Annotated in this window: 23 protein-coding genes; 14 read left to right on the top strand and 9 right to left on the bottom strand. The window is 62.0% G+C overall.

The window, feature by feature from the left end:
* Positions 1–29: 29 nt before the first annotated feature.
* On the top strand, positions 30–1154 hold the full coding sequence (locus tag I9H07_RS14990; RefSeq protein ID WP_024647635.1) for a mechanosensitive ion channel family protein: 1125 nt from the start codon (positions 30–32) through the stop codon (positions 1152–1154).
* A gap of 11 nt (positions 1155–1165) precedes the next feature.
* Here the strand turns inward: I9H07_RS14990 and acpA are convergent, their stop codons facing one another.
* Complete coding sequence (acpA, locus tag I9H07_RS14985) at positions 1166–2848, bottom strand: acid phosphatase (RefSeq protein ID WP_058391689.1); 1683 nt, start codon at positions 2846–2848, stop codon at positions 1166–1168.
* A 92-nt stretch (positions 2849–2940) separates the two neighbouring features.
* Positions 2941–3735, bottom strand: coding sequence for a substrate-binding periplasmic protein (locus I9H07_RS14980; protein WP_058391690.1), 795 nt, complete (start codon positions 3733–3735; stop codon positions 2941–2943).
* A gap of 100 nt (positions 3736–3835) precedes the next feature.
* Here I9H07_RS14980 and dnaX point away from each other — a divergent pair, with 100 nt between their 5' ends.
* Both dnaX and I9H07_RS14970 read left to right on the top strand, forming a co-directional pair.
* Complete coding sequence (dnaX, locus tag I9H07_RS14975) at positions 3836–5998, top strand: DNA polymerase III subunit gamma/tau (protein WP_236425426.1); 2163 nt, start codon at positions 3836–3838, stop codon at positions 5996–5998.
* Positions 5999–6058: 60 nt separating this feature from the next.
* Positions 6059–6385, top strand: a complete 327-nt coding sequence (locus I9H07_RS14970; protein ID WP_002552818.1) for a YbaB/EbfC family nucleoid-associated protein — start codon at positions 6059–6061, stop codon at positions 6383–6385.
* 276 nt (positions 6386–6661) lie between these two features.
* Here I9H07_RS14970 and I9H07_RS14965 read toward each other — a convergent pair whose 3' ends face one another.
* The 5 genes from I9H07_RS14965 to I9H07_RS14945 form a co-directional block, all read right to left on the bottom strand.
* Positions 6662–8128, bottom strand: a complete 1467-nt coding sequence (locus tag I9H07_RS14965; protein ID WP_236425427.1) for an aldehyde dehydrogenase family protein — start codon at positions 8126–8128, stop codon at positions 6662–6664.
* A 155-nt stretch (positions 8129–8283) separates the two neighbouring features.
* Positions 8284–9141, bottom strand: a complete 858-nt coding sequence (locus I9H07_RS14960) for a GNAT family N-acetyltransferase (protein WP_236425428.1) — start codon at positions 9139–9141, stop codon at positions 8284–8286.
* 38 nt (positions 9142–9179) lie between these two features.
* Entirely contained in the window at positions 9180–10364 is a 1185-nt protein-coding gene (locus I9H07_RS14955) for an NAD(P)/FAD-dependent oxidoreductase (protein WP_058391694.1), read from the bottom strand.
* A 19-nt stretch (positions 10365–10383) separates the two neighbouring features.
* A complete protein-coding gene (locus I9H07_RS14950; RefSeq protein WP_236425429.1) occupies positions 10384–10776 on the bottom strand; it encodes a RidA family protein in 393 nt (130 codons plus the stop codon).
* On the bottom strand, positions 10766–11902 hold the full coding sequence (locus tag I9H07_RS14945) for a DSD1 family PLP-dependent enzyme (RefSeq protein WP_236425430.1): 1137 nt from the start codon (positions 11900–11902) through the stop codon (positions 10766–10768). Before I9H07_RS14945 ends, I9H07_RS14950 begins: the two co-directional genes overlap by 11 nt.
* A 96-nt stretch (positions 11903–11998) precedes the next feature.
* On the opposite strand from I9H07_RS14945, the gene I9H07_RS14940 reads away from it, so the two are divergent.
* Both I9H07_RS14940 and recR read left to right on the top strand, forming a co-directional pair.
* Entirely contained in the window at positions 11999–12883 is an 885-nt protein-coding gene (locus I9H07_RS14940) for a LysR family transcriptional regulator (RefSeq protein ID WP_236425431.1), read from the top strand.
* Between the two features lie 110 nt (positions 12884–12993).
* Positions 12994–13596 carry a recombination mediator RecR gene (recR, locus tag I9H07_RS14935; protein WP_024675799.1) on the top strand — a complete coding sequence of 201 codons (603 nt, stop codon included), beginning with the start codon at positions 12994–12996 and terminating at the stop codon, positions 13594–13596.
* Positions 13597–13617: 21 nt separating this feature from the next.
* Here recR and I9H07_RS14930 read toward each other — a convergent pair whose 3' ends face one another.
* Together I9H07_RS14930 and I9H07_RS14925 are read right to left on the bottom strand one after the other, a co-directional pair.
* Entirely contained in the window at positions 13618–13941 is a 324-nt protein-coding gene (locus I9H07_RS14930; protein ID WP_024647434.1) for an EscU/YscU/HrcU family type III secretion system export apparatus switch protein, read from the bottom strand.
* Entirely contained in the window at positions 13941–15572 is a 1632-nt protein-coding gene (locus tag I9H07_RS14925; RefSeq protein WP_058391697.1) for a flagellar hook-length control protein FliK, read from the bottom strand. The genes I9H07_RS14930 and I9H07_RS14925 overlap by 1 nt, the downstream gene beginning before the upstream one ends.
* 190 nt (positions 15573–15762) lie before the next feature.
* Here I9H07_RS14925 and ccmA point away from each other — a divergent pair, with 190 nt between their 5' ends.
* The 9 genes from ccmA to ccmI are packed head-to-tail and all read left to right on the top strand — an operon-like array spanning position 15763 to position 22727.
* Positions 15763–16404, top strand: a complete 642-nt coding sequence (gene ccmA / locus I9H07_RS14920; RefSeq protein WP_236425897.1) for a cytochrome c biogenesis heme-transporting ATPase CcmA — start codon at positions 15763–15765, stop codon at positions 16402–16404.
* A complete protein-coding gene (gene ccmB, locus I9H07_RS14915) occupies positions 16401–17072 on the top strand; it encodes a heme exporter protein CcmB (protein WP_236425400.1) in 672 nt (223 codons plus the stop codon). The genes ccmA and ccmB overlap by 4 nt, the downstream gene beginning before the upstream one ends.
* A 54-nt stretch (positions 17073–17126) precedes the next feature.
* Entirely contained in the window at positions 17127–17930 is an 804-nt protein-coding gene (gene ccmC / locus I9H07_RS14910; RefSeq protein ID WP_024675795.1) for a heme ABC transporter permease, read from the top strand.
* Positions 17927–18103 (top strand): heme exporter protein CcmD, encoded by a 177-nt coding sequence (gene ccmD / locus I9H07_RS14905; protein WP_058391701.1) that lies wholly within the window; start codon positions 17927–17929, stop codon positions 18101–18103. Before ccmC ends, ccmD begins: the two co-directional genes overlap by 4 nt.
* The gene (ccmE, locus tag I9H07_RS14900; protein ID WP_236425401.1) at positions 18100–18585 is read left to right on the top strand and encodes a cytochrome c maturation protein CcmE; all 486 of its coding nucleotides are present in this window, start codon (positions 18100–18102) and stop codon (positions 18583–18585) included. Before ccmD ends, ccmE begins: the two co-directional genes overlap by 4 nt.
* On the top strand, positions 18582–20555 hold the full coding sequence (locus I9H07_RS14895; RefSeq protein ID WP_236425402.1) for a heme lyase CcmF/NrfE family subunit: 1974 nt from the start codon (positions 18582–18584) through the stop codon (positions 20553–20555). The genes ccmE and I9H07_RS14895 overlap by 4 nt, the downstream gene beginning before the upstream one ends.
* Entirely contained in the window at positions 20552–21088 is a 537-nt protein-coding gene (locus tag I9H07_RS14890) for a DsbE family thiol:disulfide interchange protein (RefSeq protein ID WP_236425403.1), read from the top strand. Before I9H07_RS14895 ends, I9H07_RS14890 begins: the two co-directional genes overlap by 4 nt.
* Positions 21085–21555: a cytochrome c-type biogenesis protein gene (locus I9H07_RS14885; protein WP_236425404.1), complete on the top strand. Its 471-nt coding sequence runs from the start codon at positions 21085–21087 to the stop codon at positions 21553–21555. Before I9H07_RS14890 ends, I9H07_RS14885 begins: the two co-directional genes overlap by 4 nt.
* On the top strand, positions 21552–22727 hold the full coding sequence (ccmI, locus tag I9H07_RS14880; RefSeq protein WP_236425405.1) for a c-type cytochrome biogenesis protein CcmI: 1176 nt from the start codon (positions 21552–21554) through the stop codon (positions 22725–22727). The genes I9H07_RS14885 and ccmI overlap by 4 nt, the downstream gene beginning before the upstream one ends.
* Positions 22728–22734: the final 7 nt, after the last annotated feature.

The following is a 22734-nucleotide window of genomic DNA, read 5'->3' as shown; positions in this document are numbered from 1 at the left end:
CGTCTCGCAGCATTGGAGCCGGGGGCCGGATGGAACAGGACATCATCAGATTTTTCACAGACTCGCAATTTCTGGGCATTTCGCTCGCTAACTGGATACTCGCCATTTTCGCCTCGACCCTGAGTTTTATTCTGGTCAGGGGTGTCATCGGTTTTGTACTCAGGAAGATGCGCTCGCGACCGGATGCGCCGACTACGCATATGCGCTACATCGTCGTGCAAGTGTTGTCGGGCACCAGCAATACCTTATTGCTGCTGGCGTCGATTTTGATCGGGGTCGGCATGCTCGATTTGCCCGAGCGCTGGCTAGGGCGGGTCAGCAGCCTGTGGTTCGTGGTTGCGGCCTTGCAGGTCGGGTTGTGGGCGAACCGGGCGATTGCGCTGGCATTGCAGCGTTACTTCATCCGTCACAACGCGGGTGGGACGTTTCAGGGCAGTGCCCTTGCCACGTTGAGTATGTGGGGCGCGAAAGTGTTGCTGTGGGCCACGGTGGTCATGGCGATGCTGTCCAACGTCGGGGTCAACATCACGGCGTTTGTCGCCAGTCTCGGCGTGGGCGGCATCGCGGTGGCACTGGCGGTGCAGAACATTCTGGGTGATGTGTTCGCCTCGCTGTCCATCGCGGTGGACAAGCCGTTCGAGATCGGCGATTTCATTGTTGTTGGGGAGTTGGCGGGTACGGTGGAGCATATCGGTCTGAAGACCACGCGTATTCGCAGTCTGGGCGGCGAGCAGATTGTGATGGCCAATGCGGACATGATCAGCAACACCATCCAGAACTACAAACGCTTGCAGGAGCGGCGCATTGTGTTCGACTTCAGGCTGACCTATGACTGCTCGGTCGATCAGATTCGGGAGGTGCCGAAAAAGGTCGAGGCGATCATCAATGCGCAAAAGCTGGCGCGCTTCGACCGCTCGCATTTCCGGGGGTTTGGCGAGACATCGCTGGAGTTCGAGACCGTTTTCATCGTGCTCGACCCCAGCTACAACGTCTATATGGATGTGCAGCAGGCGATCAATCTCGAGATCATGGAAGCCTTCGCCGAGATGGAAGTGCGCTTCGCATTCCCGTCCCGCACGGTGTATGTGGCGTCCTTGCCACCCGTGAAAACCTCACGGCCTACCGCGCTGGAGGCTGCCGACGCGAACGCGTAAGGCCGCGTTTGTCAGGCGGGAAAGTGCAAGGCGTTGGTCAGGTCGCCCATGGGCGTCTGGCCACGCGCGATCATGGCGTCGTCGCGGCGTTTCAGGCCGTCGAGTTTTTCCAGGCCGTGGACGCGGGTAATCAGGCGCAGGATCGACGCGGTGTCGTAAACCGTGTGGTCCACCTTGCCCTTGCGGGCGAAGGGTGAAATGACCAGTGCCGGAATACGCGTGCCGGGGCCGAAGCGGTCGCCTTTTGGCGGTGCCACGTGGTCCCACCAGCCGCCGTTTTCGTCGACAGTGACGACGATCACCATGTTGTCCCACTGCGGGCTGTTGCGCAGTACCTTGATGACCCGGTCGATGTGTCGGTCACCCGACGCCACATCGGCATAACCGGCGTGCATGTTCAGGTTGCCCTGGGGTTTGTAGAAGGTCACGGCTGGCAACTTGCCCGCTTCGGCATCGGCCAGGAAGCGGTTAGTGCTTGACTCGTCACCCAGGCCACCGTCACGCAGACGCTTTTTGCGCTCGGTGGGGTTTTGCGGGCCTTGCTGTTTGAAGTAGTTGAACGGCTGGTGGTGGTATTGGAAGTTAGGGATTTTCGGGATGCCGGTAGAGTCCTTGAACTCGTCGAGCGTCACTTGCCAGGCGCCGGCGTACCAGGCCCAGTCGACATTCCTTTTCGACAGTTTGTCACCGATGTGCTCGTGGCTCTGCGGCACCAGCACGTTGGCCAGGTCAGGTTTCGAGTAATCAGGGTTTTGTGGGTCGCGCAACCATGTCGGCCAGTAAGGCGGGGCCATGGTGTTGACCGCGTAGCCATCCGGCGTGATCGCGCTGGGGCCGAATTGCGGCGGACCTTCCATGGCGCTGGCGGGTGACTTGTCCAGCGGTTTGAGGCGCGAGTCCAGCGGGTTCATGCTCTGCAGCGACGCGATCTGCGACTTTGCAACCGAATCGGCGGCGTTCGGATAGATCGGCGCGGTGGCCGAGATCAGGTATTGGTGGTTGAGGAACGAACCGCCAAATGCGCCCTGGAAGAAGTTGTCGCACAGCACGAACTCTCTGGCGACGTCCCACAGGCGCAGCGAGTACTGGCTCTGCGCGTAGTTGCCCATGGTCAGCCCGCCAGCATCGGCCCAGGCCACGAACCGGTCGTTCCTGCCATCGTTGATCTGCATCTGGTTCTGATAAAAGACATGCCAGAGGTCGCGGGTGACCAGGCTCAGCGGCAGGTCTTCGGCATTCGGGCCTTTCAGCGGGAAGGGCGCGTTGGGCAGATTTTCCTGAAACTGCACGCCGACCGGATAGGTCACGCCGTCGACCGTCTGAGGCCCGACCTGCAGCACGCCGCCCCAGGCTGGCGGCAGCTTGTCCAGCAAGGTGCCGTTGCGGTCGCGCTGCTGATACTCGGCAGGCCTGAGGGAAGACAGCGGCTTCTGCACCCCGGGGAAATCCCCGAACAGGTTATTGAAGCTGCGGTTTTCGGCGTAGATCACCACCACCGTTTTCACGTTTTCACGCAGAGCCCGGTCGAGTGCCGGTCCGGCAAGGTGATGCCGATCAGGTTCGGCAGGCGGCCGTTCGTGAGCCGATACATAACCGCTGAGCGTGACGCCTGCGCCCAAGGCTGCCATCCCGCCGAGAAAGCGACGACGGCTGGGGTTTTCGTTGTTGTCTTCGTCGTCTGGTCTGTCGCTCATCGCCTGATACCTGCCTGAGTTTATGTGTTACCAAAGATTTCAGGCGAGGTTAGCGGTGAAACATGACGGTTTTGCGACAGCGAAGCTGAAGGTCATGGCACCGGCAAGGCGGTGTAATGATCGATGATTTGTTGGAGTTCGCCTGACTGCTGCATCTGCACCAATGTGCGCAGAATCCTGCCGACCGGCAGGTTGGCTTCATTGCGGATCATGCAGGCGGCAGGTTGCTCGGAGACCAGCGAGATGGGCTTGAGTCGCTTGCCGGTCGGCAAGCTCTTGTTGACCCAGTCGAGGATCAACTCGCTGGTCACGGCGTAGTTGTAGCGTCCGGCCATGAGCTTGCCCAGGGTCTGAGTCTGGGTGCGTGCGTCCTCACGGACCAGTTGATGGTTGTCGAACAGATGTTGCAGGGCAGGGTAGTTGTAGCCGAGCACGGTGCCCACGGTTTCATTGTCGAACTGCTCGGGGTACGGACCGGCAGCCGTTTCGGCGGAGGCGACCAGCCAGTCGCGTTGGTAAAGGATTGGCGCACTCCAGAGGTAATCGCCGGACAGGTCCGGATACCACGCCTGGGCGCTGTAACAATACATGTCCACCTCGCCGCGCTCCAGCGCCTGCTGGATACGCGTGCGCGGCATGATGTGGTATTCGGCTTCAAGGCCGACGTGATGCGCGATGCTTTGCATGATGTCGAACAGGATTCCGGAGCGCGGCTGGTAGTTGACGATCTGTATCATCGGCATGGTCCAGCCCTCGTTCACCGCAAAACGAAGGGGAGGCTGTGCAGCATTGCCAGTGCAGGCACACAGCCACAGCAAAACCGCCGCGATTCCACGCAGTGGCCGCAGCATTGCAAAAGCCGGAATATGACGCGTCAATACATTCATTTGCCTAGCGTAGACACAATAGAGACGGACACCAGATGCAATTTTGCCCCTGCTCGGCTAGCATTGGCGGTCTTCCGCTTACCAGTCGCGACGGTTTTCAATGAGTTATCAGGTTCTTGCACGTAAATGGCGTCCGCGCTCGTTCCGCGAAATGGTCGGCCAGGCTCATGTGCTCAAGGCCCTGATCAACGCGCTGGACAGCCAGCGCCTGCATCACGCCTATCTGTTCACCGGTACACGGGGCGTCGGCAAGACGACCATTGCGCGGATCATCGCCAAGTGCCTGAACTGCGAAACCGGCATCACGTCGACGCCCTGCGGCACCTGTTCGGTGTGCAAGGAGATCGACGAAGGCCGCTTTGTCGACCTGATCGAGATCGACGCCGCCAGCCGCACCAAGGTCGAAGACACCCGCGAGCTGCTGGACAACGTGCAGTACGCGCCTAGTCGTGGCCGCTTCAAGGTCTACCTGATCGACGAAGTGCACATGCTGTCCAGTCACTCGTTCAACGCCTTGCTCAAGACACTCGAAGAGCCGCCGCCCTACGTCAAGTTCATCCTCGCCACCACTGACCCGCAAAAGCTGCCGGCGACCATCCTGTCGCGCTGCCTGCAGTTCTCCCTGAAAAACATGACGCCGGAGCGCGTGGTCGAGCATCTGACCCACGTGCTGGGCGTCGAGAACGTGCCTTTCGAAGATGACGCGCTGTGGCTGTTGGGCCGCGCTGCCGACGGTTCGATGCGCGATGCGATGAGCCTCACCGATCAGGCGATTGCCTTCGGCGAAGGCAAAGTCATGGCCGCCGATGTGCGCGCCATGCTCGGCACGCTGGATCATGGTCAGGTGTTCGATGTGCTGACCGCGCTGCTCGAAGGCGATGCGCGCGGTGTGCTGGAGGCGGTGCGCCATCTGGCCGAGCAGGGACCTGACTGGAGCGGCGTGCTCTCGGAAATACTCAACGTGCTGCACCGCGTGGCGATTGCCCAGGCCTTGCCTGAGGGCGTCGACAACGGGCATGGCGACCGCGAGCGGGTGCTGGCCCTGGCGCAGGCGCTGCCTGCCGAAGACGTACAGTTTTATTACCAGATGGGCCTGATCGGCCGACGCGACCTGCCGCTGGCGCCTGATCCGCGTGGCGGTTTCGAGATGGTCCTGTTGCGCATGCTCGCGTTCCGCCCGGCTGACAGCGAAGACGCGCCCAGGCAGCCACTAAAGCCGGTGGGGATCAGCCAGGCCACGGTTGATTCCCGAACAGCAGTGGCTGATGTGACGCCTGTTGCATCGGCAATGCAGGTAGCGCCAGTCATGGCGGCTCCCGATCCGGCATTCGAGGCGGTGGTGCCTGCGGCCGCTCCAGTGCAGGCCGCTGCGGTGAAACCCGAGCCGGTCGTGACGCCAGAACCCAAGCCCGAGCCGGTCGAAGAAATCGATCTGCCGTGGAATGAACCCAAAGCGCCGGTTGCCGATAAAACGCCCGAAGCAGAGCCAGATGTTGCGGCAGACGCAGAACCGCTAGCCGAGCCGGTGCTGGAAACTGTTTCTGAGCAGCCCGACCTCACGCCGATGCCTACCCCTGCGCCAGCCAGCCCGGTGCCGGATGCGCCGGAGGCCGAGGCTTCGCAACCGGTCGAGGAACCGCAGGCCACGCCAGCGATGCTCGAAGCGATTCCTGATTCCGCCTATATGTCAGCGCCGATGGATCGCGATGACGAGCCACCAGCGGACGACGATTACGTCGAGCCGGACATCGACATCGATCCGGCGTCCTACAGCTACCTTGACGAACTGGCGCATGAAAGCGTGGTCGAGCTGGAGGCGGTCGAGCCAGAACCGGCACCCGCTGCCATGCCTGCCACCGGTCTTGCTGCCGAATGGCTGGACGTGTTTCCGAAACTGCCGATTTCCGGCATGACCGGCAGCATCGCCGCCAACTGCACGCTGATCGCGGTCAATGGCGACCACTGGCTGCTGCACCTGGACCCGGCGCACAGCGCGCTGTTCAACTCGACCCAGCAGCGCCGCCTGAACGATGCGTTGAACCAGTACCATGGGCGCACGATCAACCTGAGTATCGAGCTGATCAAGCCCGAGCAGGAAACCCCTGCCCAGGCCGCCTCGCGCTTGCGTGCCGAACGCCAGCGTCAGGCCGAAGCCTCGATTCAGGCTGATCCGTATATCCAGCAGATGCTGCAACAATTTGGTGCTGTGATCCGGGAAGACACGATCAAACCGGTGGACGCGCCTGTGGTGCAGACTCAATAAACCAGATTTGGCGCCAATGGCGCCGTGCAAACGAACCATCCATTTTCGAGGAGATATCCCATGATGAAAGGTGGCATGGCTGGCCTGATGAAGCAGGCGCAGCAAATGCAGGAAAAAATGGCCAAGATGCAGGAAGAACTGGCCAACGCGGAAGTCACCGGTCAATCGGGCGCAGGCCTGGTGAGCGTAGTGATGACCGGTCGTCACGACGTCAAGCGCATCAATCTGGATGACAGCCTGATGCAGGAAGACAAGGAAGTACTGGAAGACCTGATCGCCGCTGCCGTCAACGACGCCGTGCGCAAGATCGAACAGGCCAGCCAGGACAAGACCGCTTCCATGACGGCGGGCATGCAACTGCCACCGGGCATGAAACTGCCGTTCTGACGGCGGGTTGCGCGATGATCAATGCCAGGCCAGGTGCCTGGCATTTTTCTGCCTGCGTTTCTTGATACACAGATCTGAAACCTGGCTGACTCTCGTGCCAATGCTCCGCGTTGGCATGCATTGGGTGACGCTCCGCGCCACACATCTGCGTCGCGCGGCATTGCTCAAGACTGGACGCGGAGCGTCGCACGATAGTTGAGGTAGCCCGATTTTTCGGGCTCATCGAGCCTCAGGTATAACGCTGAGCGCGGAGTATCAGCACAAGTGTTAGCTCGGTCAAACCGCACCAAAGCCGACAATTGCCTTGATCTCCAGATACTCTTCGAACCCATGCACGCCATATTCGCGGCCATTGCCCGAGCGTTTGTAGCCGCCGAACGGGGCCATCGGGTTCCAGGCGGGGTAGTTCAGGTGAACCTGGCCGGCACGGATGCGCGAAGCCACCGAGCGCGCCTGTTCAAGGTCCTGACCTTGCACGTGTGCGCCCAGCCCGTACACCGTGTCGTTGGCAATCGCGACCGCTTCATCAATGGTGTCGTAGGCAATCAGGCACAGCACCGGGCCGAAGATTTCTTCCTGGGCAATACGCATCGACGATTCCACCTCGGAAAACACCGTTGGCCGGGTATAGAAACCTTGCTCGTGGCCCTGCACACGCCCCGGACCGCCGCAGACCAGTTTCGCGCCTTCACTGATCCCTGCATCGATCATCGCCTGCACGCGATGAAACTGTGCTTCGTTGGCGATAGGGCCCAACACAGTGTCTTCCGACTGCGGGTCGCCGACGATAATTGTTTTCGCCGTCTCGGCAGCCAGTGCTTCGACTTCTGCCAGGCGGTCTCTCGGTACGATCATGCGGGTGGGTGCGCTGCATGACTGGCCGACATTACGGAAGGCAGCCATCACGCCCGGTGGCACCGCCTTGGCGAAGTCGGCATCCGGCAGCAGAATGTTCGGTGATTTACCGCCCAGTTCCTGCGTGACCCGCTTCACGGTCGGCGCTGCGGCCTGAGCGACCAGTGCGCCTGCGCGGTTGGAGCCGGTGATCGAAATCATGTCGATATCCGGGTGCGCAGCCATCGCCCCACCCACTTCCGCGCCGCTGCCGTTGACCAGGTTGAACACCCCCGGCGGCAGACCGGCGTCATGCACCAGTTGCGCGAACAGCAGGGCGCTCAACGGTGACAGCTCGCTGGGCTTGAGCACCACGGTGCAACCCGCTGCGATAGCCGGTGCGACTTTGGCGGTGATTTGATAGAGCGGCCAGTTCCACGGCGTGATCAGCGCGCAGACGCCAATAGGTTCGCGGTTGATGGCCGTACCGTTTTCCACCGTCTGGAAGCGATAGGTCGCCAGCAGATCGCGCGCGACCCGCACATGTTCGGCAGCCAGTGGCACCTGCATGGCGCGGGCCGAGCTGATGGCGGCGCCCATTTCCAGCGAGATCGCCTGTGCCAGTTCTTCCTTGCGCTCGATGATCAACGCATGAATGCGGCCGATAATCTGCGCCCGAGCCTCGGGTGAAGTGGCGGACCAGCCCGCAAACGCCGCACGCGCTGCTGCCACTGCACGATCCACATCGGCGGCAGAACCACTGGCGACATGCGCCACCACTTGTTCGGTCGCCGGGTTGATCACCGGAATACTGGCCGGGGCGAGCGGGGCGCACCATTGACCGTCGATATAGAATTTCTGCGAGGTGTGCGGATCAACGCGGTGGCTGTTCAAGGACTGAGTGGTCATCCAGCGGGCTCCCCGGAGCAATGATGATTTGATATCAATAAGCTAACAAAGGGTTCTGGCTAAAAAGCGTCTAACTTCAGGGCCGCAAAGAATAATCTGCTGTATGCAGCCCGCTGACATGGCGGACCTGTTTCGGCCCGCAATTCGCCCTTGTTTCAGCCAATGGCCTGCGTCACCAGGGCAAACTGCTGCACGTCGGGGCTCGCTGGCGGAGGCGTGCCGAGTACCATGCGCGGCGCGCGGTCGACACAGGGCAAACCGAGGCTTTCCAGCCATGACGCCAGCCCGCAGTCAGCCAGAATGTCGAAGCGCACAAACTGTTCAGGTATTAGTCGCAGCAAGTGGCTGATCAACTGCCTGGCCTGCCCGACATCCCGCGCGACCACCGGGCCGATGATATGCCCACGACCAAAGCGCCTCAGCAGGGCGATGCCCTGCAACTGGCCGTCATGTTCGATACCCACCGCCTGCTCGGCATCCCGCAGCAGATCGGTCAGCACGACAGTACGGTCCAGGCCGCTGCCTGCGTTGGCCAGCCGGATCAGTTGCGGATGATCATCCGGGCCTAACGTCCGAAGCTGCAAACCGTCGCTCAGTGTTTCGGTTTCAGGCAACCGAGGAATGCCCTGATGTTGCTGAATTCGGGCGAAATCGACAAACCCAAGACTCCGGTAAAGCGGCGCGCCCAGTTCCGTGGCATTGAGGATCGGCGTGCGTGGTGCTGTGGCTTGCAGACAGCTATTCATCAGTCGACGACCAATGCCCTTGCCCTGATGCTCGTCGCTGACAATCACCAGGCCAATCGACGACCAATCGCCCTGATGGCAGGTGAAGGCTACGCCAACCAGTTGCCCGTCACATTCGGCGACAAAGCCTTCGGAGGTGCGCTGCACCATCGCCCAGTCTTCTTCACGATGTGGCCATTTGAGGTGAACCGAGAGCGCATGGGCTGCCGGCATATCCGCAGCAGTCACTGGGCGATACTGATAACGGGATTCTGACGTGGCGGGCATGGCGCCTCCTTGAACATGAATTAGGTGATCGGTCGGGCTCATATCAGCTTGCCTGCACTCATCAGGCTGGAGACAAAGGGCATCTCTATGGCGCCGGGGTCGGTAAAACGGCGGATATCGAACGGGCTGATCAGCGTGCGGGTGCTGCCGGTGCTGATCAGCTCGGCCATCACGTCGCCCACGCCTGGGCCGAGCTGGAAACCGTGGCCGCAGAAACCGAACGCGTAGAACAGGCCGTCCACCTTGCCGCTGCGGCCCATGATCGGCAGCGAGTCCGGCGTGTAGCTTTCAATGCCGCTCCAGACGCGGATGATGTTCAGCTTCTCTGCGCCAGGCAGCAGGCGGCTCATCTGCTTCATCTGATTGATCAGGCTTTCCGGTTTGAAATAGGCGCGGCGGTTGAGCATGTCCGGCTTGTTGCGATTGCCGCCGCCGATGATGATGTTGCCGCGCGGGATCTGCCGGAAATAGATCACCTCTTCCTTGATCTTGGTGAACACGCCGATCACTGTGGGCAGGGCGTAGGGCACCGGTTCGGTCACCGACATCTGCGGGCCGTTCGGTTCAAGGGGCACCGGCTCGCCGAACTGCTCGGCCAGCTTCGCCGCCCACGCCCCGGCAGTGATCAGCAGTTGCTCGGCGATGAACAATTGCCCGTCGGTGGTGGTGACCTGAAACTCGCCGCCGACCTTCTGCACCTCGGCCACTTCAGTGCGTTCCTCGATCCGTGCCCCGGCGCGGATTGCTGCCCGGGCGAAGGCGGGCGCTGCCAGACGCGGGTTGGCGTGCCCGTCATGAGGCGCATAGGAGCCGCCTTTGACGTGCGGGCCGAGAAACGGGAAACGCTCATGCAGCGCCGTGCCCCTGATCACCTGCAAATCCAGTTCGCGGGCTTCCGGGGCAGCGGCGTAGGCTTCCAGTTCGGCGATCTCGTCTTCGCGATAACAGACCCGCATGTGGCCGCTGGGGATGAACTCCAGGTCTTCGCCGATCAGTTGCGGCAGGCGCTTCCACAACGCCCAGGAGCGATTGGACAGCTCCAGCTGGCCGAGAAACCGCCCTTGGCGGCGCACGTTGCCGAAGTTCACGCCGCTGGCGTACTGGCCGATCTGGTCACGTTCCAGCAAGGTCACCGAGCGGCCGTGCTGGCGCAGAAAAAACGCCGATGACGCGCCCATGAAGCCGCCCCCGATAATCAGAACATCGCTTTTCTGTGGGTTCATCTGGTGCTCCCGATTCTGTTCATTGTGCGGCGCGTGCCAGGGCTTCGATCTCGATCAGGTAGCCGTGGTGCAATTCGGGAACCGGCACCACCGCGCGGGCCGGGCGATGTTCACCCAGATAACCCGCGTAGATCCGGTCGAAGGCGGGCCAGTGCCGGATGCCTGCGACGTACACCGTGACTTTGAGCAGATCATCCGCACCACAGCCCGCCGCGCCGAGGATGGCGAACAGGTTATCCAGTGCGATGGCCGCCTGAATTTCAAACGGTTCATCAACACTGTGGCTGCCGTCGGCGCGGACCGGCAATTGCCCGGAAACATGCAGCGTGCCCTGATGCAGCACCGCATGGGAATAATGCCCGCCCGGCGCTGCGGCCGAGGGCGTGCAGATCAGTTCGATATCACCAGCCATGCAGACGACTCCAGGTGTGCACTGCGCCTTCGGCGTCGCAGGCGTGGTAGTCCGGGAATTGCGCACCGGTCGCGCACGCGTGATTGGGCAGAATGCGCAAACGGCTGCCGATGGGGAAGCGGCCCGTGAGGTTCGCGCTGTCGCCTGCCGCCAGGGTGATAATGCCGTGCTCCTGATTGGCCCCGGTCACCCGTGCGCCGTCGATCCATTCACCGCTGTCAGTGCAGACCTGACCGTAACCGAAATCCTGCCGCTGGCGCTGGGTGCCGCGATCCCGGCTCATGGCCATCCAGCCTGCGTCGACAATGATCCAGCCTTTGTCCTGCTGATGACCGATAACCGTGGTCAGCACGCTCAAGGCCAGTTCGTCCGCCCGGCACACGCCGATGTTGTGCATCACCAGATCGAAGAACACATACACGCCAGCCCGTACTTCGGTGACGCCTTCCAGACCCTGCGCAGATAACGCCGTGGGCGTGGAGCCGATGCTGACGTCAGGGCAGGGCAGCCCGGCGTCACGAATGCGTTCGGCGGCGCTGACACACAGCACACGTTCCTGCTCGGCCAGGGCCTGCAAGGCTTCCGGCGTGTCGAGGTCGTAGCTGGAGCCTGCGTGGGTCATGACCCCGCGCAATTGCATGCCGCCGTCGACCAGTATTTTCGCCACATCGATGAGCGCGCTGTCGGCGACGGTCAGCCCGGAACGGTGGCCGTCGCAATCGATTTCAATCCACACCTCGAAGCGCTCGTCATGCTGCTGGCCAAAGGCGACGATGGCCTGAGCCGCGACCACGCTGTCAGTCAGGATGCTCAGGCGGCAGCCGTTGCGCCGCAACCTGAAGGCCTGATCCAGTTTGCCGGGCGCAATGGCGACGGCATAGAACACATCGTGGATGCCTTCGGCAAAGCAGTGCTCGGCTTCTTTCAAGGTAGAAACCGTCACGCCGCTGGCGCCTGCGGCAATCTGCGCCTGAATGACCGGCAGTGACTTGCTGGTCTTGACGTGCGGACGCAAACGCACGCCCAGTTCATTCATGCGCTGCTGCATGCGCTGGATATTGCGCTGCATGCGTGGCACATCCAGCAGGGCGACGGGCGTATCAAGAGAGGACAGAGAGGCTGACATGGGCAGGGCTCGCATGGCGGGGTACGAGCAGCACTCTACTCACGGATGATGAAGCTGTGGTTCAATGAATTGTCATCAATCCTTAAGCTGAACTGAATGATTGCCATCGAAGACCTGCGCCTGGCTGTGACCCTGTCGCGTTGTGAGTCCCTCAGCGCTGCTGCTCGCGTCCTGAATGTGTCGCCGCCAGCACTGTCGATGCGCCTGCGCAAGCTGGAGACGCAGTTGGGCATCACCTTGGCCAATCGTGACGCCAGACGCCTGAGCCTGACCGCCGATGGCGAGCGGTTCGCCCGGGAAAGCGCGCATCTACTGGAACAACTGGAAGCGCTGCCGGAGTCCTTCAAACAGCGCGACGAGCGACTGGTGGGCACCCTGCGTCTGGCCGCGCCGTTCGGGTATGGGCGTCAGCGTATCGCGCCGCTGCTGTCGCGCTTCGCCAAACTGCATCCGCAGCTGTGCCTGCATCTGGACCTTCGCGAAACGCCGTGGCCAGATCGTCACGACAGCGATGCCGTGATTCATATCGGCAGCCTCAATGACAGCCTGTGGATCGCCAAACCTCTGGCACAGAACCACCGCTGGCTGTGCGCCAGCCCGTCCTACCTTGAGCAGCACGGCGTGCCTTCGACGCCGGACGAGCTGGGTGGCCATCGCTGTATCTGCATCCGCGAAAACGACGAGGACGTCACCCTCTGGCACCTGAGCAAAGGCCAGGCGAAAAAGACCCTGCGCATCGAGCCCGCGCTACTCAGCAACGATGGCTCGGTGGCGCGGCGCTGGGCCGAGCAGGGGCAGGGCATCGTGTTGCGTTCGCAATGGGATGTCAGTGATGCCATCGCCAGCGGCACTCTGCGGCGGGTGCTTGCTGACTGGCAGCTGGCTAGCGCGCCGATCAATCTGCTGGTTCCGTTGCGCAAGCACCGCAGTGCTCGAGTTCAGGCGCTGACGGAGTTTCTGGAGACGGCGTTGAAGGGCTGATCAAAGTAATCGTGTATGCGCTATTGGTCGCAGCGTTGCACACCTCAATTGACGCTCACAGCAACGCACGGGTATAAACCGCGTCTTGTGTTTTTGTCGGATTTTTCTCCATGAGCTTCAGCCCCCTGATTCGCCAGTTGATCGATGCCTTCCGCGTACTGCCGGGTGTCGGTCAGAAAACCGCTCAACGCATGGCGTTGCAGCTGCTGGAGCGCGACCGCAGCGGCGGCTCCCGGCTGGCGCTGGCGTTGGGCAAGGCGATGGATGGCGTCGGGCACTGCCGCTCGTGCCGCACCTTGACTGAAGAAGAACTCTGCCCGCAATGCGCCGATCCACGTCGCGACGACACGCTATTGTGCGTGGTCGAGGGACCAACCGATGTGTACGCAGTGGAGCAGACGGGGTATCGCGGTCGCTATTTCGTACTCAAGGGCCACCTGTCGCCCCTGGATGGTCTGGGCCCGGACGCCATCGGTATTCCACAACTGATGGAGCGCATCGCTCAGCAGGGCACGTTCACCGAAGTGATTCTGGCCACCAACCCCACGGTGGAGGGTGAGGCCACTGCGCACTACATCGCCCAGTTGCTCAACGACAAAGGCCTGGTCGCTTCGCGTATTGCCCACGGCGTACCGTTGGGTGGCGAACTGGATCTGGTCGACGGCGGCACCCTGGCGCACTCATTTGCCGGACGCAAGCCGATTGCGCTGTGAAGCCGGGGAGCGCTTCTGCTGTCACCAGCGTGGCGTGATGTCGCGTTCCACGGGCGGCGCGTCCGGGTCCTGACCCACCGGAAACTTGCCTTTCAGGTGCCAGGCAAACGCGATGATTTCGGCGATTGTGCGGTATAGCGGCTCGGGAATGCTGTCACCCAGCTCCATGCGGGCCAGCAGTTTGACCAGCTCGGCATTCTCGTAGATCGGCACTTCGTATTCCCGGGCAATCGCCAGAATGGCTTCGGCCAACTGGTCGTCACCCTTGGCGCTGAGGGTCGGCGCGCTCTGGCCGTCATAGCTGAGGGCGATTGCCTGGCGCGGGCTGTGGTCAGGTTGGGTCATCAGGCGTTCTCGTCGATCCAGCGTTGTTCAAGGGCAGTGCGGGGTCCCTGCGGCGGCGTGCCGTGGTTGCATGCCAGCTCGCCGACCGTCAGACCACAGGCTGTCAGCCGCTCGCGCAAATGCCCCAGTTCATGTTCGATCAGCGCCGCGCTGTCGGGGCGTTCGGCCCACAGTTGGCTGGACAGCGTGCCACGCAGCAGTTGCGCATTGACCTGCATAGGCCCGAGTGGCTCGAGATCGAACGCCAGATCGACTTTCCAGAGCCTTTCGCGGTTCTCGGTGATCTCAATGTTGTCCCGCTCTTCGCCGGTTTCCGGGTCCGGCTTGTCTTCGCGCTGCACTTTTACCTGCAATGGCACGATGTCATGGGCGTTGCGCATCGGCACTTCAAGTTGCCAGGTGGTCACCTGGGTGCCGTCGGCATTGGTCCGGGTCTGCTCCAGCCCGCCCAGTTGATGGCTTTGCAGGCGTGAAACGGCGGCGGCGGCCAGCTTCAGCAGGATCTCCAGATCGTCTTCTTTCTCGCCGCCGACATTGCGCGACGGCAGCGGGAAGCTGCCTGGCGGCGTGCGTGCGGCAACCATGCCCAGCGTTCCCAGTGCATAGCGCATCGCATTGGGCATGGCGCGCGCCAGGGTATTCGAAGCTGCTGCTGCACCATAAGACTGATTTTCCGGCAGCCCCGGCAGAATCTGACTGATCAGGCGCATCAGATTGGCCTTCATGTCCGGGGCTTGCATCGGGTTCAGACCGGCCAGCAGTTTGGCCTCTAGAAACGCGCCGCTGGCGTTGAGGGCCTGAGCGACACCTTTAGGCGTGGTCATTTGCTGAATGTCGGGCAGGTCGTCGAGCAACTGGGCGATGCTGGCCTGCAGCTGTGCGCTGATCGGGGAGCTGGCCGGGTTGCCATTGAGCGGGTTACTGCCCGGCAGGTTCTGCAGGGCGTTGATCAGGTTTTCCAGCGAGCCCTGACGATTTTGCTGGGTGGCCAGCTGCTGGGCCAGCGCCAGTTGATCGAAACGGCCGGGCAGGGCGACGAAGTTCAAGGCCTGGCTGCCCTGCACCTGGGCGCTGAGCAGGCTGCCGACGGTCAGGGGTTGCGGGCTTTCGATGGTCAGGCTGGAACCCGCCAGGGCGGTGTTGAGCAGCATGACGATGGAGCGATAAGTGGGCGCCGTGGCCGCCGGGTTGGTTACGGTCGCCGGATTGACCGCCGGGCTGAGTTCCTGGCTGGTCAGCACCTTGCCCTGCAACAGGGTGCCAGGGGGCAACTGCCGAGTGTCGAGGCTGGTCATCGAGTTCTTCAGCGCGTTGTTAAGTTGTTGCAGGCTCAGGGTCAGTTCGTTGGACGACGCCTGCGCCACTTGCAGCAGGCTGCCGGGCGTGAACGGTACGCTGCTGCTGACCGGCAGATTGGTCTGGGTGCCGTTGGCCAGCACCAGGCGCAGCAGCAACTGGAAATTCTGGTTGACCTGCTTGAGGGTCAGCACTTCGGCGTCGACGGTTTCGCCTTCGGGAATCAGGTTTTCCGAAGAATGCAGCAGGGTCAGGACCTGCGCAGGAGAGACGCCGGCGCGCAGCAGTGTCGTGATGGGGGTTGTCGCCGGAACGCTGGTGATGTCGCCTGTCATTGAAATGTCGACCTGAGGAAATTGCCCCTTTGATAACAGGACTCGCATGTATAATACCGGCCGAAACCGGGCCGGGCGCCATTAACTTCTCTTCATGTAACGGCTGCATCAATCCCGACTTGAACCGTCCTTCAATCCGTATGTGTCTGTTTTGGCACATTTCGCGACGCAACAGCACTGGAAATGCTCAATGATCCCGGTCTCCCCATTTTTGCAAGCGAAGGCTCTGGCCTGTGAGCGGGACTGGCGGGTGCTGTTCGAAAACCTCGATCTGCAACTGCGTGCCGGTGAGATGCTGCAGGTCAGCGGCCCCAATGGCTGCGGCAAGACCAGCCTGCTGCGGGTGTTGTGCGGGTTGATGCAGCCCACCGCCGGGCAGGTACTGCTCAACGGCCAGCCGCTGGACCGGCAGCGTGCAGAGCCCGGCCGCAACCTGCTGTGGATCGGCCATGCGCCAGCGCTCAAGGACCTGCTTACGCCGCTGGAAAACCTCGCATGGCTGTGTGCCTTGCATCAGCCAGCCAGTGCCGACGCTATTGTGCAGGCGCTGGGTTCGGTCGGGCTGACCGGTTTCGAGGACGCGCCCTGCCACACGTTATCGGCCGGGCAACAGCGTCGTGTGGCGCTGGCACGCCTGTATTTGCCTGGCCCGCCGTTGTGGATGCTCGATGAGCCTTTTACCGCGCTCGACCGGCAAGGCATCACCCAGCTGGAAAATCACCTGGCAGAACACTGTGAGAACGGCGGTATGGTCGTCATGACCACTCACCACACCTTGAGTCGCGTGCCTGCGGGTTATCGCGACTTCGATCTGGCGCAGTGTTCAGCATGAACAGTGTCTTTATATTGTTGGTGGTGCGTGAAGCAAGGCTGCTGGCGCGTGGTCCGGCAGAACTGCTTAATCCCTTGGTGTTCTTTGCGCTGGTGATTGCCTTGTTCCCGCTGGCCATCGGCCCGGACGCGCAATTGTTGCAAACCTTGTCGCCCGGACTGGTCTGGGTCGCGGCCCTGCTGGCCGTGTTGCTCTCGCTGGACGGGCTGTTTCGCAGCGATTTCGAGGACGGCTCGCTGGAACAGTGGGTCCTTTCGCCGCACCCTTTGGCGCTTCTGGTTCTGAGCAAAGTGCTGGCACACTGGGTTTTTTCCGGGCTGGCGCTGGTACTGTTGTCGCCCGTGCTGGCGTTGATGCTCGGTTTGCCGGTGAGCTGCCTGCCGGTGCTGATGCTTTCGCTGCTGCTGGGCACGCCGGTACTCAGCCTGATGGGCGCAGTGGGCGCAGCGTTGACGGTCGGATTGAAGCGCGGTGGCCTGTTGCTCGCCTTGCTGATCCTGCCGCTGTATATCCCGGTGCTGATTCTGGGCAGTGCGGCGCTGCAAGCCGCCCTGCAGGGCATGCCCGCGACCGGCTACCTGTTATGGCTGGGCAGCCTGACGGTGCTGGCGATCACCCTGACACCCTTTGCAATAGCTGCCGGCCTGAAGATCAGCGTCGGTGAATAATCGAGGTTCCGGGATCGGTACTGCCGATGCCCTGCAAAACCCTGGAAACACCTGATGAAAAGCGATGCCATGAAAAGCAGCATTGGTTGGGCCTGGTTTCATACCCTCGGCTCGCCGAAAGGGTTTTACCGGATCAGCGCACGCCTGCTGCCTTGGCTGAGCGTCGCCGCCTGTCTGTTGCTGGGTATCGGCATCGTCTGGGGCCTGGCGTTCGCGCCGCCGGATTACCAGCAGGGCAACAGTTTCCGGATCATCTACATCCATGTGCCTGCCGCGCTGCTCGCGCAGTCCTGCTACGTGATGCTGGCCGCGTGCGGCGTGGTCGGGCTGGTGTGGAAGATGAAACTGGCCGATGTCGCGCTGCAATGCGCCGCGCCCATCGGCGCCTGGATGACCGCGCTGGCGCTGGCGACCGGCGCTATCTGGGGCAAGCCGACCTGGGGCGCCTGGTGGGTCTGGGATGCGCGGCTGACCTCGATGCTGATTCTGCTGTTCCTGTATTTCGGCCTGATCGCGTTGGGCAATGCGATCAGCAACCGCGACAGCGCCGCCAAGGCCTGCGCAGTACTGGCCATCGTTGGCGTGGTGAATATCCCGATCATCAAATACTCGGTGGAGTGGTGGAACACCCTGCATCAGGGCGCCACGTTCAGCCTCACGGAAAAACCGGCGATGCCTGCCGAAATGTGGCTGCCGTTGCTGTTTACGGTCCTGGGTTTCTACTGTTTCTTTGGCGTCGTGCTGATGTTGCGCATGCGCCTGGAAGTGCTGCGTCGCGAGGCGCGGACCCAATGGGCCAAGGCGGAGATCATGCGCAGCCTGGGGCAACCGCCTGCGCAGCCGGAGAACAGGCCTTGAGCTTCGAATCGTTCAGCGATTTTCTCGCCATGGGTCGTCACGGGCTGTTCGTCTGGTCGGCTTACGGCGTATGTATGTGGGTGTTGCTGCTCAATGTGGCGTTGCCAGTACTGGCGCGGCGGCGGTACTTGAAGCAACAGGCGCAGCGCTTGAAACGGGAGCACAGGCCGTGAAGACGCTGCGCAAAAAACGTTTGCTGATCATTCTTGCCGTGCTGGCCGGTGTCGGCCTGGCCTTGAGCCTGGCGCTCAGCGCGCTGAAGGAAAACATCAATCTGTTCTACACACCGAGCCAGATCGCCAATGGCGAAGCGCCGCAGAATGTGCGTATTCGGGCCGGTGGCATGGTGGAAAAAGGCTCGTTGCAGCGCTCCGCCGACTCGCTGGACGTGCGCTTTGTGGTCACCGATTTCAACAAGTCGGTGACGATCACCTATCGCGGTATCCTGCCTGACCTGTTCCGCGAAGGGCAGGGCATCGTGGCGTTGGGCAAGCTCGATGCTCAGGGTGTGGTGGTGGCCGATGAAGTGCTGGCCAAACACGACGAGAAATACATGCCGCCGGAAGTGACCAAGGCGCTGCGTGAAAGCGGCCAGCCAGCACCGGCTGCGTCCCCTGCGCCTGCGAGCATGCCCGCAAGGCAGGCTGACAAATGATTCCCGAACTCGGCCATCTGGCCATGATTCTGGCGCTGGGCTTTGCGCTGGTGCAGGCCATCATTCCACTGATCGGTGCCTGGCGGGGCGATCATTTGTGGATGAGCCTGGCGCGCCCGGCAGCCTGGGGGCAGTTCGGTTTTCTGATATTCGCCTTCGGTTGCCTGACCTACGCCTTCATGGTCGATGACTTTTCCGTCGCGTATGTGGCGCAGAATTCCAATACCGCGCTGCCGTGGTACTACAAGTTCAGCGCCGTGTGGGGCGCGCATGAAGGCTCGTTGCTGCTCTGGGCGCTGATCCTCGGCGGCTGGACCTTCGCCGTGTCGGTATTTTCCCGGCAATTGCCACACGTGATGCTGGCACGGGTGCTGGCAGTGATGGGCATGATCAGCCTGGGTTTCCTGCTGTTTCTGATCCTCACCTCTAACCCGTTCGCACGTCTGTTACCGCAGATGCCCGCCAACGGTCGCGATCTCAACCCGTTATTGCAGGACATCGGCCTGATTGTGCATCCACCGATGCTGTACATGGGTTACGTCGGTTTTTCGGTGGCCTTCGCGTTTGCCATTGCGGCCTTGCTTGGCGGGCGACTCGACGCTGCCTGGGCACGCTGGTCAAGGCCGTGGACGCTGGTGGCCTGGGCCTTTCTCGGCATCGGCATCAGCCTCGGTTCATGGTGGGCCTATTACGAACTCGGCTGGGGCGGCTGGTGGTTCTGGGACCCGGTGGAAAATGCCTCGTTCATGCCGTGGCTGGTCGGCACCGCGTTGATCCACTCGCTGGCGGTCACGGAAAAGCGCGGCGTGTTCAAGAGCTGGACGGTATTGCTGGCGATTGCGGCGTTTTCCCTGAGCCTGCTGGGCACCTTTCTGGTCCGTTCCGGGGTGCTCACTTCGGTGCATGCCTTTGCCTCGGACCCGGCGCGTGGCGTGTTTATCCTGATGTTCCTGCTGGTCGTGGTCGGTGGCTCACTGACTCTGTTCGCGATTCGTGCGCCGGTGGTGAAAAGCCACGTCGGCTTTGGCCTGTGGTCGCGGGAAACCTTGCTGCTCGGCAATAATCTGCTGCTGGTGGTTGCCGCTTCGACGATCCTGCTCGGCACGCTCTATCCACTGGTCATCGACGCCCTGAGCGGCGCCAAGATGTCGGTCGGCCCGCCGTATTTCAACGCGTTGTTCGTGCCGTTGATGGGCGTGTTGCTGGCGGTCATGGCGGTCGGCGTAGTGGTGCGCTGGAAGGACACGCCGCTGAAGTGGCTGCTGGGCATGCTCGCCCCGGTGCTGATCGGCAGCGCGCTGCTGGCGGTGATCGCCGGGCTGGTCATGGGCGATTTTCAGTGGGCGGTGCTGGCGACCTTCATGCTCGCCGCCTGGGTGCTGCTGGCCGGGCTTCGCGACCTGTTCGACAAGACACGTCACAAGGGCCTGCTCAAGGGCGCGCGCAGCCTGACCCGCAGTTATTGGGGTATGCAGTTGGCGCACCTTGGCATTGTGGTGTGCGCGCTGGGTGTGGTCTTGTCCAGCCAGAACAGCGCCGAGCGCGACCTGCGTATGGCCCCCGGCGAGTCCACCGAGCTGGGCGGTTACGTGTTCGTGTTCGAGGGCGCAAAGCACTATGAAGGGCCAAATTTCATCTCGGACCGTGGCACTGTTCGTGTGTTGCGCGGCGGCGTGCAGCTCACCGAATTGCACCCGGAAAAACGCCTGTACACCGTGCAACAGTCGATGATGACCGAAGCAGGCATCGACGCCGGTTTCAGCCGTGATCTGTACGTGGCGCTGGGTGAACCATTGGGCAATGGCGCCTGGGCGGTGCGGGTTCACGTCAAACCCTTCGTACGCTGGATCTGGTTCGGCGGGTTGCTGACCGGGCTGGGCGGTGTACTGGCGGCGCTGGACCGCCGTTATCGCACCCGAGTCAAAAGCAGGGTGCGTGAAGCGCTGGGCCTGTCGGGAGCTACGCTATGAAACGCTGGATCATGTTACTGCCGCTGGTGCTGTTTCTCGGCGTGGCGGCGTTTCTGTATCGCGGCTTGTACCTGGACCCTGCCGAACTGCCCTCGGCGCTGATCGGCAAGCCGTTTCCGGCGTTTTCGTTGCGCGAAGTGCAGGGCGAACGAGTGTTGAGCCGTGCCGATCTGCTGGGCAAACCGGCGTTGGTCAACGTCTGGGGCACCTGGTGCGTGGCGTGTCGGGAGGAACATCCAGTGCTCACTCGTCTGGCGCAACAGGGCGTGTTGATTTACGGCGTGAACTACAAAGACGTCAACACCGATGCAATCAAATGGCTCAAGGAGTTTCATAATCCTTACCAGCTCAATATCCGTGACGACGAGGGCTCGTTGGGCCTGAACCTCGGGGTTTACGGCGCACCGGAAACCTTCCTGATCGACAGTCAGGGCATCATTCGTTACAAGCATGTCGGGGTTGTCGACGATGCGGTCTGGCGTGAAAAACTCGCGCCGCGCTATCAGGCGCTGGTTGACGAGGGGCGGCCATGAAGCGCTGGCTTTTCGTCTTGCTGCTGAACCTGTTGCCGTACGGTATCGCCCAGGCGGCCATTGATGCCTACACCTTTCGTGACGACGCCGAGCGTGCTCGTTACAGCGAACTGACCCGCGAGCTGCGTTGCCCCAAATGCCAGAATCAGGACATCGCCGATTCCAACGCGCCAATTGCCGCCGACCTGCGCAAGGAAATCTACCGCATGCTGGGTGAAGGGCAGAGCAATCAGCAGATCATCGATTTCATGGTCGACCGCTACGGCGACTTCGTGCGCTACAAACCGAGCCTCAATGCGCGCACCTGGCTGTTGTGGTTCGGCCCGGCCGGTCTGTTGCTCGGTGGCGTTGTGGTGATCGGTTTTATCGTCGTGCGTCGTCGCAAGCAGCGCTCTGAACACGCGGCGCAGTTATCTGACGACGAGCAACAACGCCTCGCCAGACTGCTGGACGAGCACCGCACATGATTGATTTCTGGATGGCGATCGGCGCGTTGCTGCTGGTGGCACTGGGCTTTTTACTGATCCCGGTGCTGCGCGGCCATCGTGCGCAGCGGGAAGAAGACCGCACCGCGCTGAATGTCGCGTTGTATCAGGAGCGACTGGCCGAGTTGCAGGCGCAACAGCAGCAGGGCGTGCTGTCGGCAGATCAGTTGCAGGACGCGCGCGCCGAAGCTGCCCGGGAGTTGCTTGCCGACACCGAAGGCGCTGAACCCGCTCGCAGCTCCCGGCTGGGCAGGCCTGCCTTGTTGCTGGCTTCGGTACTGGTGCCGCTGCTCGGGCTGGCGGGTTATCTGACTCTGGGGGCGAGTGACCGCGTCGAGCTGAGTCGTGAATTTGCTCAGCCGCCGACCTCGCTGGCCGACATGACCCGGCGGCTGGAGCGTAGCGTGCAGGCCCAGCCGGATTCGGCCGAGAACCTGTATTTTCTGGCGCGCAGCTATATGGCGCAGAATCGTCCCGGCGATGCTGCACGCCTGTTCGAGCGTTCGGTTGCCTTGGCCGGAAGGCAGCCGGAGTTGCTCGGGCAATGGGCACAGGCCCTGTATTTCGCCAGCGACAAGCACTTCACCCCACAGGTGCAAGCGCTGACCGATGAAGCGCTGCAGGCCGATCCCAAGGAAGTCACCAGTCTCGGTTTGCTGGGTATCGCTGCGTTTGAAACACAGCGTTATCAGGCAGCGGTGGATTACTGGACCCGGCTGCTGGCGGCGTTGCCGGCGCAGGATGCATCGCGTTCAGCGCTGGAGGGCGGTATTGCCCGCGCTCGGGAGCACCTTGCCGGGCAGCCGCTCAAGGCAAAGGCACTCAACGTGCGTGTCGAACTGGCTGCGTCGCTGAGAGGTAAAGTACAGCCGACTGACAGCGTGTTCATCTTTGCCCGTGCCATCAATGGCCCTGCCGCGCCACTGGCGGTCAAGCGCATCACCGTGGCTGACCTGCCTGCCGAAGTTGAACTCAGTGATTCGGATGCAATGCTGCCACAACTGAAACTGTCGACCTTTGCGCAAGTCCAACTGGTTGCGCGAGTGTCTCGCGCGGGGCAGCCAACCACCGGTGAGTGGGTCGGCCGCAGTCAGCCGCTGGCCAGCAATACCTCTGCGCAGCAGGTGTTGACCATCGAAAGTCCGGATAACTAGAGAATCG

Source organism: Pseudomonas syringae (assembly GCF_023278085.1).
In the GTDB taxonomy this organism is placed as follows: Bacteria; Pseudomonadota; Gammaproteobacteria; order Pseudomonadales; family Pseudomonadaceae; genus Aquipseudomonas; species Aquipseudomonas syringae_Q.
The sequence above is the reverse complement of the archived record's forward strand: the minus strand, read 5'-3'. Positions and strand labels throughout refer to the sequence as shown.

Excerpts from the sequence above, each read along its gene's own strand:
- I9H07_RS14990 (WP_024647635.1), top strand. The coding sequence starts at position 30 with ATGGAACAGGACATCATCAGATTTTTCACAGACTCGCAATTTCTGGGC.
- acpA (WP_058391689.1), bottom strand. The coding sequence starts at position 2,848 with ATGAGCGACAGACCAGACGACGAAGACAACAACGAAAACCCCAGCCGT.
- I9H07_RS14980 (WP_058391690.1), bottom strand. The coding sequence starts at position 3,735 with ATGAATGTATTGACGCGTCATATTCCGGCTTTTGCAATGCTGCGGCCA.
- dnaX (WP_236425426.1), top strand. The coding sequence starts at position 3,836 with ATGAGTTATCAGGTTCTTGCACGTAAATGGCGTCCGCGCTCGTTCCGC.
- I9H07_RS14970 (WP_002552818.1), top strand. The coding sequence starts at position 6,059 with ATGATGAAAGGTGGCATGGCTGGCCTGATGAAGCAGGCGCAGCAAATG.
- I9H07_RS14965 (WP_236425427.1), bottom strand. The coding sequence starts at position 8,128 with ATGACCACTCAGTCCTTGAACAGCCACCGCGTTGATCCGCACACCTCG.
- I9H07_RS14960 (WP_236425428.1), bottom strand. The coding sequence starts at position 9,141 with ATGCCCGCCACGTCAGAATCCCGTTATCAGTATCGCCCAGTGACTGCT.
- I9H07_RS14955 (WP_058391694.1), bottom strand. The coding sequence starts at position 10,364 with ATGAACCCACAGAAAAGCGATGTTCTGATTATCGGGGGCGGCTTCATG.
- I9H07_RS14950 (WP_236425429.1), bottom strand. The coding sequence starts at position 10,776 with ATGGCTGGTGATATCGAACTGATCTGCACGCCCTCGGCCGCAGCGCCG.
- I9H07_RS14945 (WP_236425430.1), bottom strand. The coding sequence starts at position 11,902 with ATGTCAGCCTCTCTGTCCTCTCTTGATACGCCCGTCGCCCTGCTGGAT.
- I9H07_RS14940 (WP_236425431.1), top strand. The coding sequence starts at position 11,999 with ATGATTGCCATCGAAGACCTGCGCCTGGCTGTGACCCTGTCGCGTTGT.
- recR (WP_024675799.1), top strand. The coding sequence starts at position 12,994 with ATGAGCTTCAGCCCCCTGATTCGCCAGTTGATCGATGCCTTCCGCGTA.
- I9H07_RS14930 (WP_024647434.1), bottom strand. The coding sequence starts at position 13,941 with ATGACCCAACCTGACCACAGCCCGCGCCAGGCAATCGCCCTCAGCTAT.
- I9H07_RS14925 (WP_058391697.1), bottom strand. The coding sequence starts at position 15,572 with ATGACAGGCGACATCACCAGCGTTCCGGCGACAACCCCCATCACGACA.
- ccmA (WP_236425897.1), top strand. The coding sequence starts at position 15,763 with ATGATCCCGGTCTCCCCATTTTTGCAAGCGAAGGCTCTGGCCTGTGAG.
- ccmB (WP_236425400.1), top strand. The coding sequence starts at position 16,401 with ATGAACAGTGTCTTTATATTGTTGGTGGTGCGTGAAGCAAGGCTGCTG.
- ccmC (WP_024675795.1), top strand. The coding sequence starts at position 17,127 with ATGAAAAGCGATGCCATGAAAAGCAGCATTGGTTGGGCCTGGTTTCAT.
- I9H07_RS14895 (WP_236425402.1), top strand. The coding sequence starts at position 18,582 with ATGATTCCCGAACTCGGCCATCTGGCCATGATTCTGGCGCTGGGCTTT.
- I9H07_RS14890 (WP_236425403.1), top strand. The coding sequence starts at position 20,552 with ATGAAACGCTGGATCATGTTACTGCCGCTGGTGCTGTTTCTCGGCGTG.
- I9H07_RS14885 (WP_236425404.1), top strand. The coding sequence starts at position 21,085 with ATGAAGCGCTGGCTTTTCGTCTTGCTGCTGAACCTGTTGCCGTACGGT.
- ccmI (WP_236425405.1), top strand. The coding sequence starts at position 21,552 with ATGATTGATTTCTGGATGGCGATCGGCGCGTTGCTGCTGGTGGCACTG.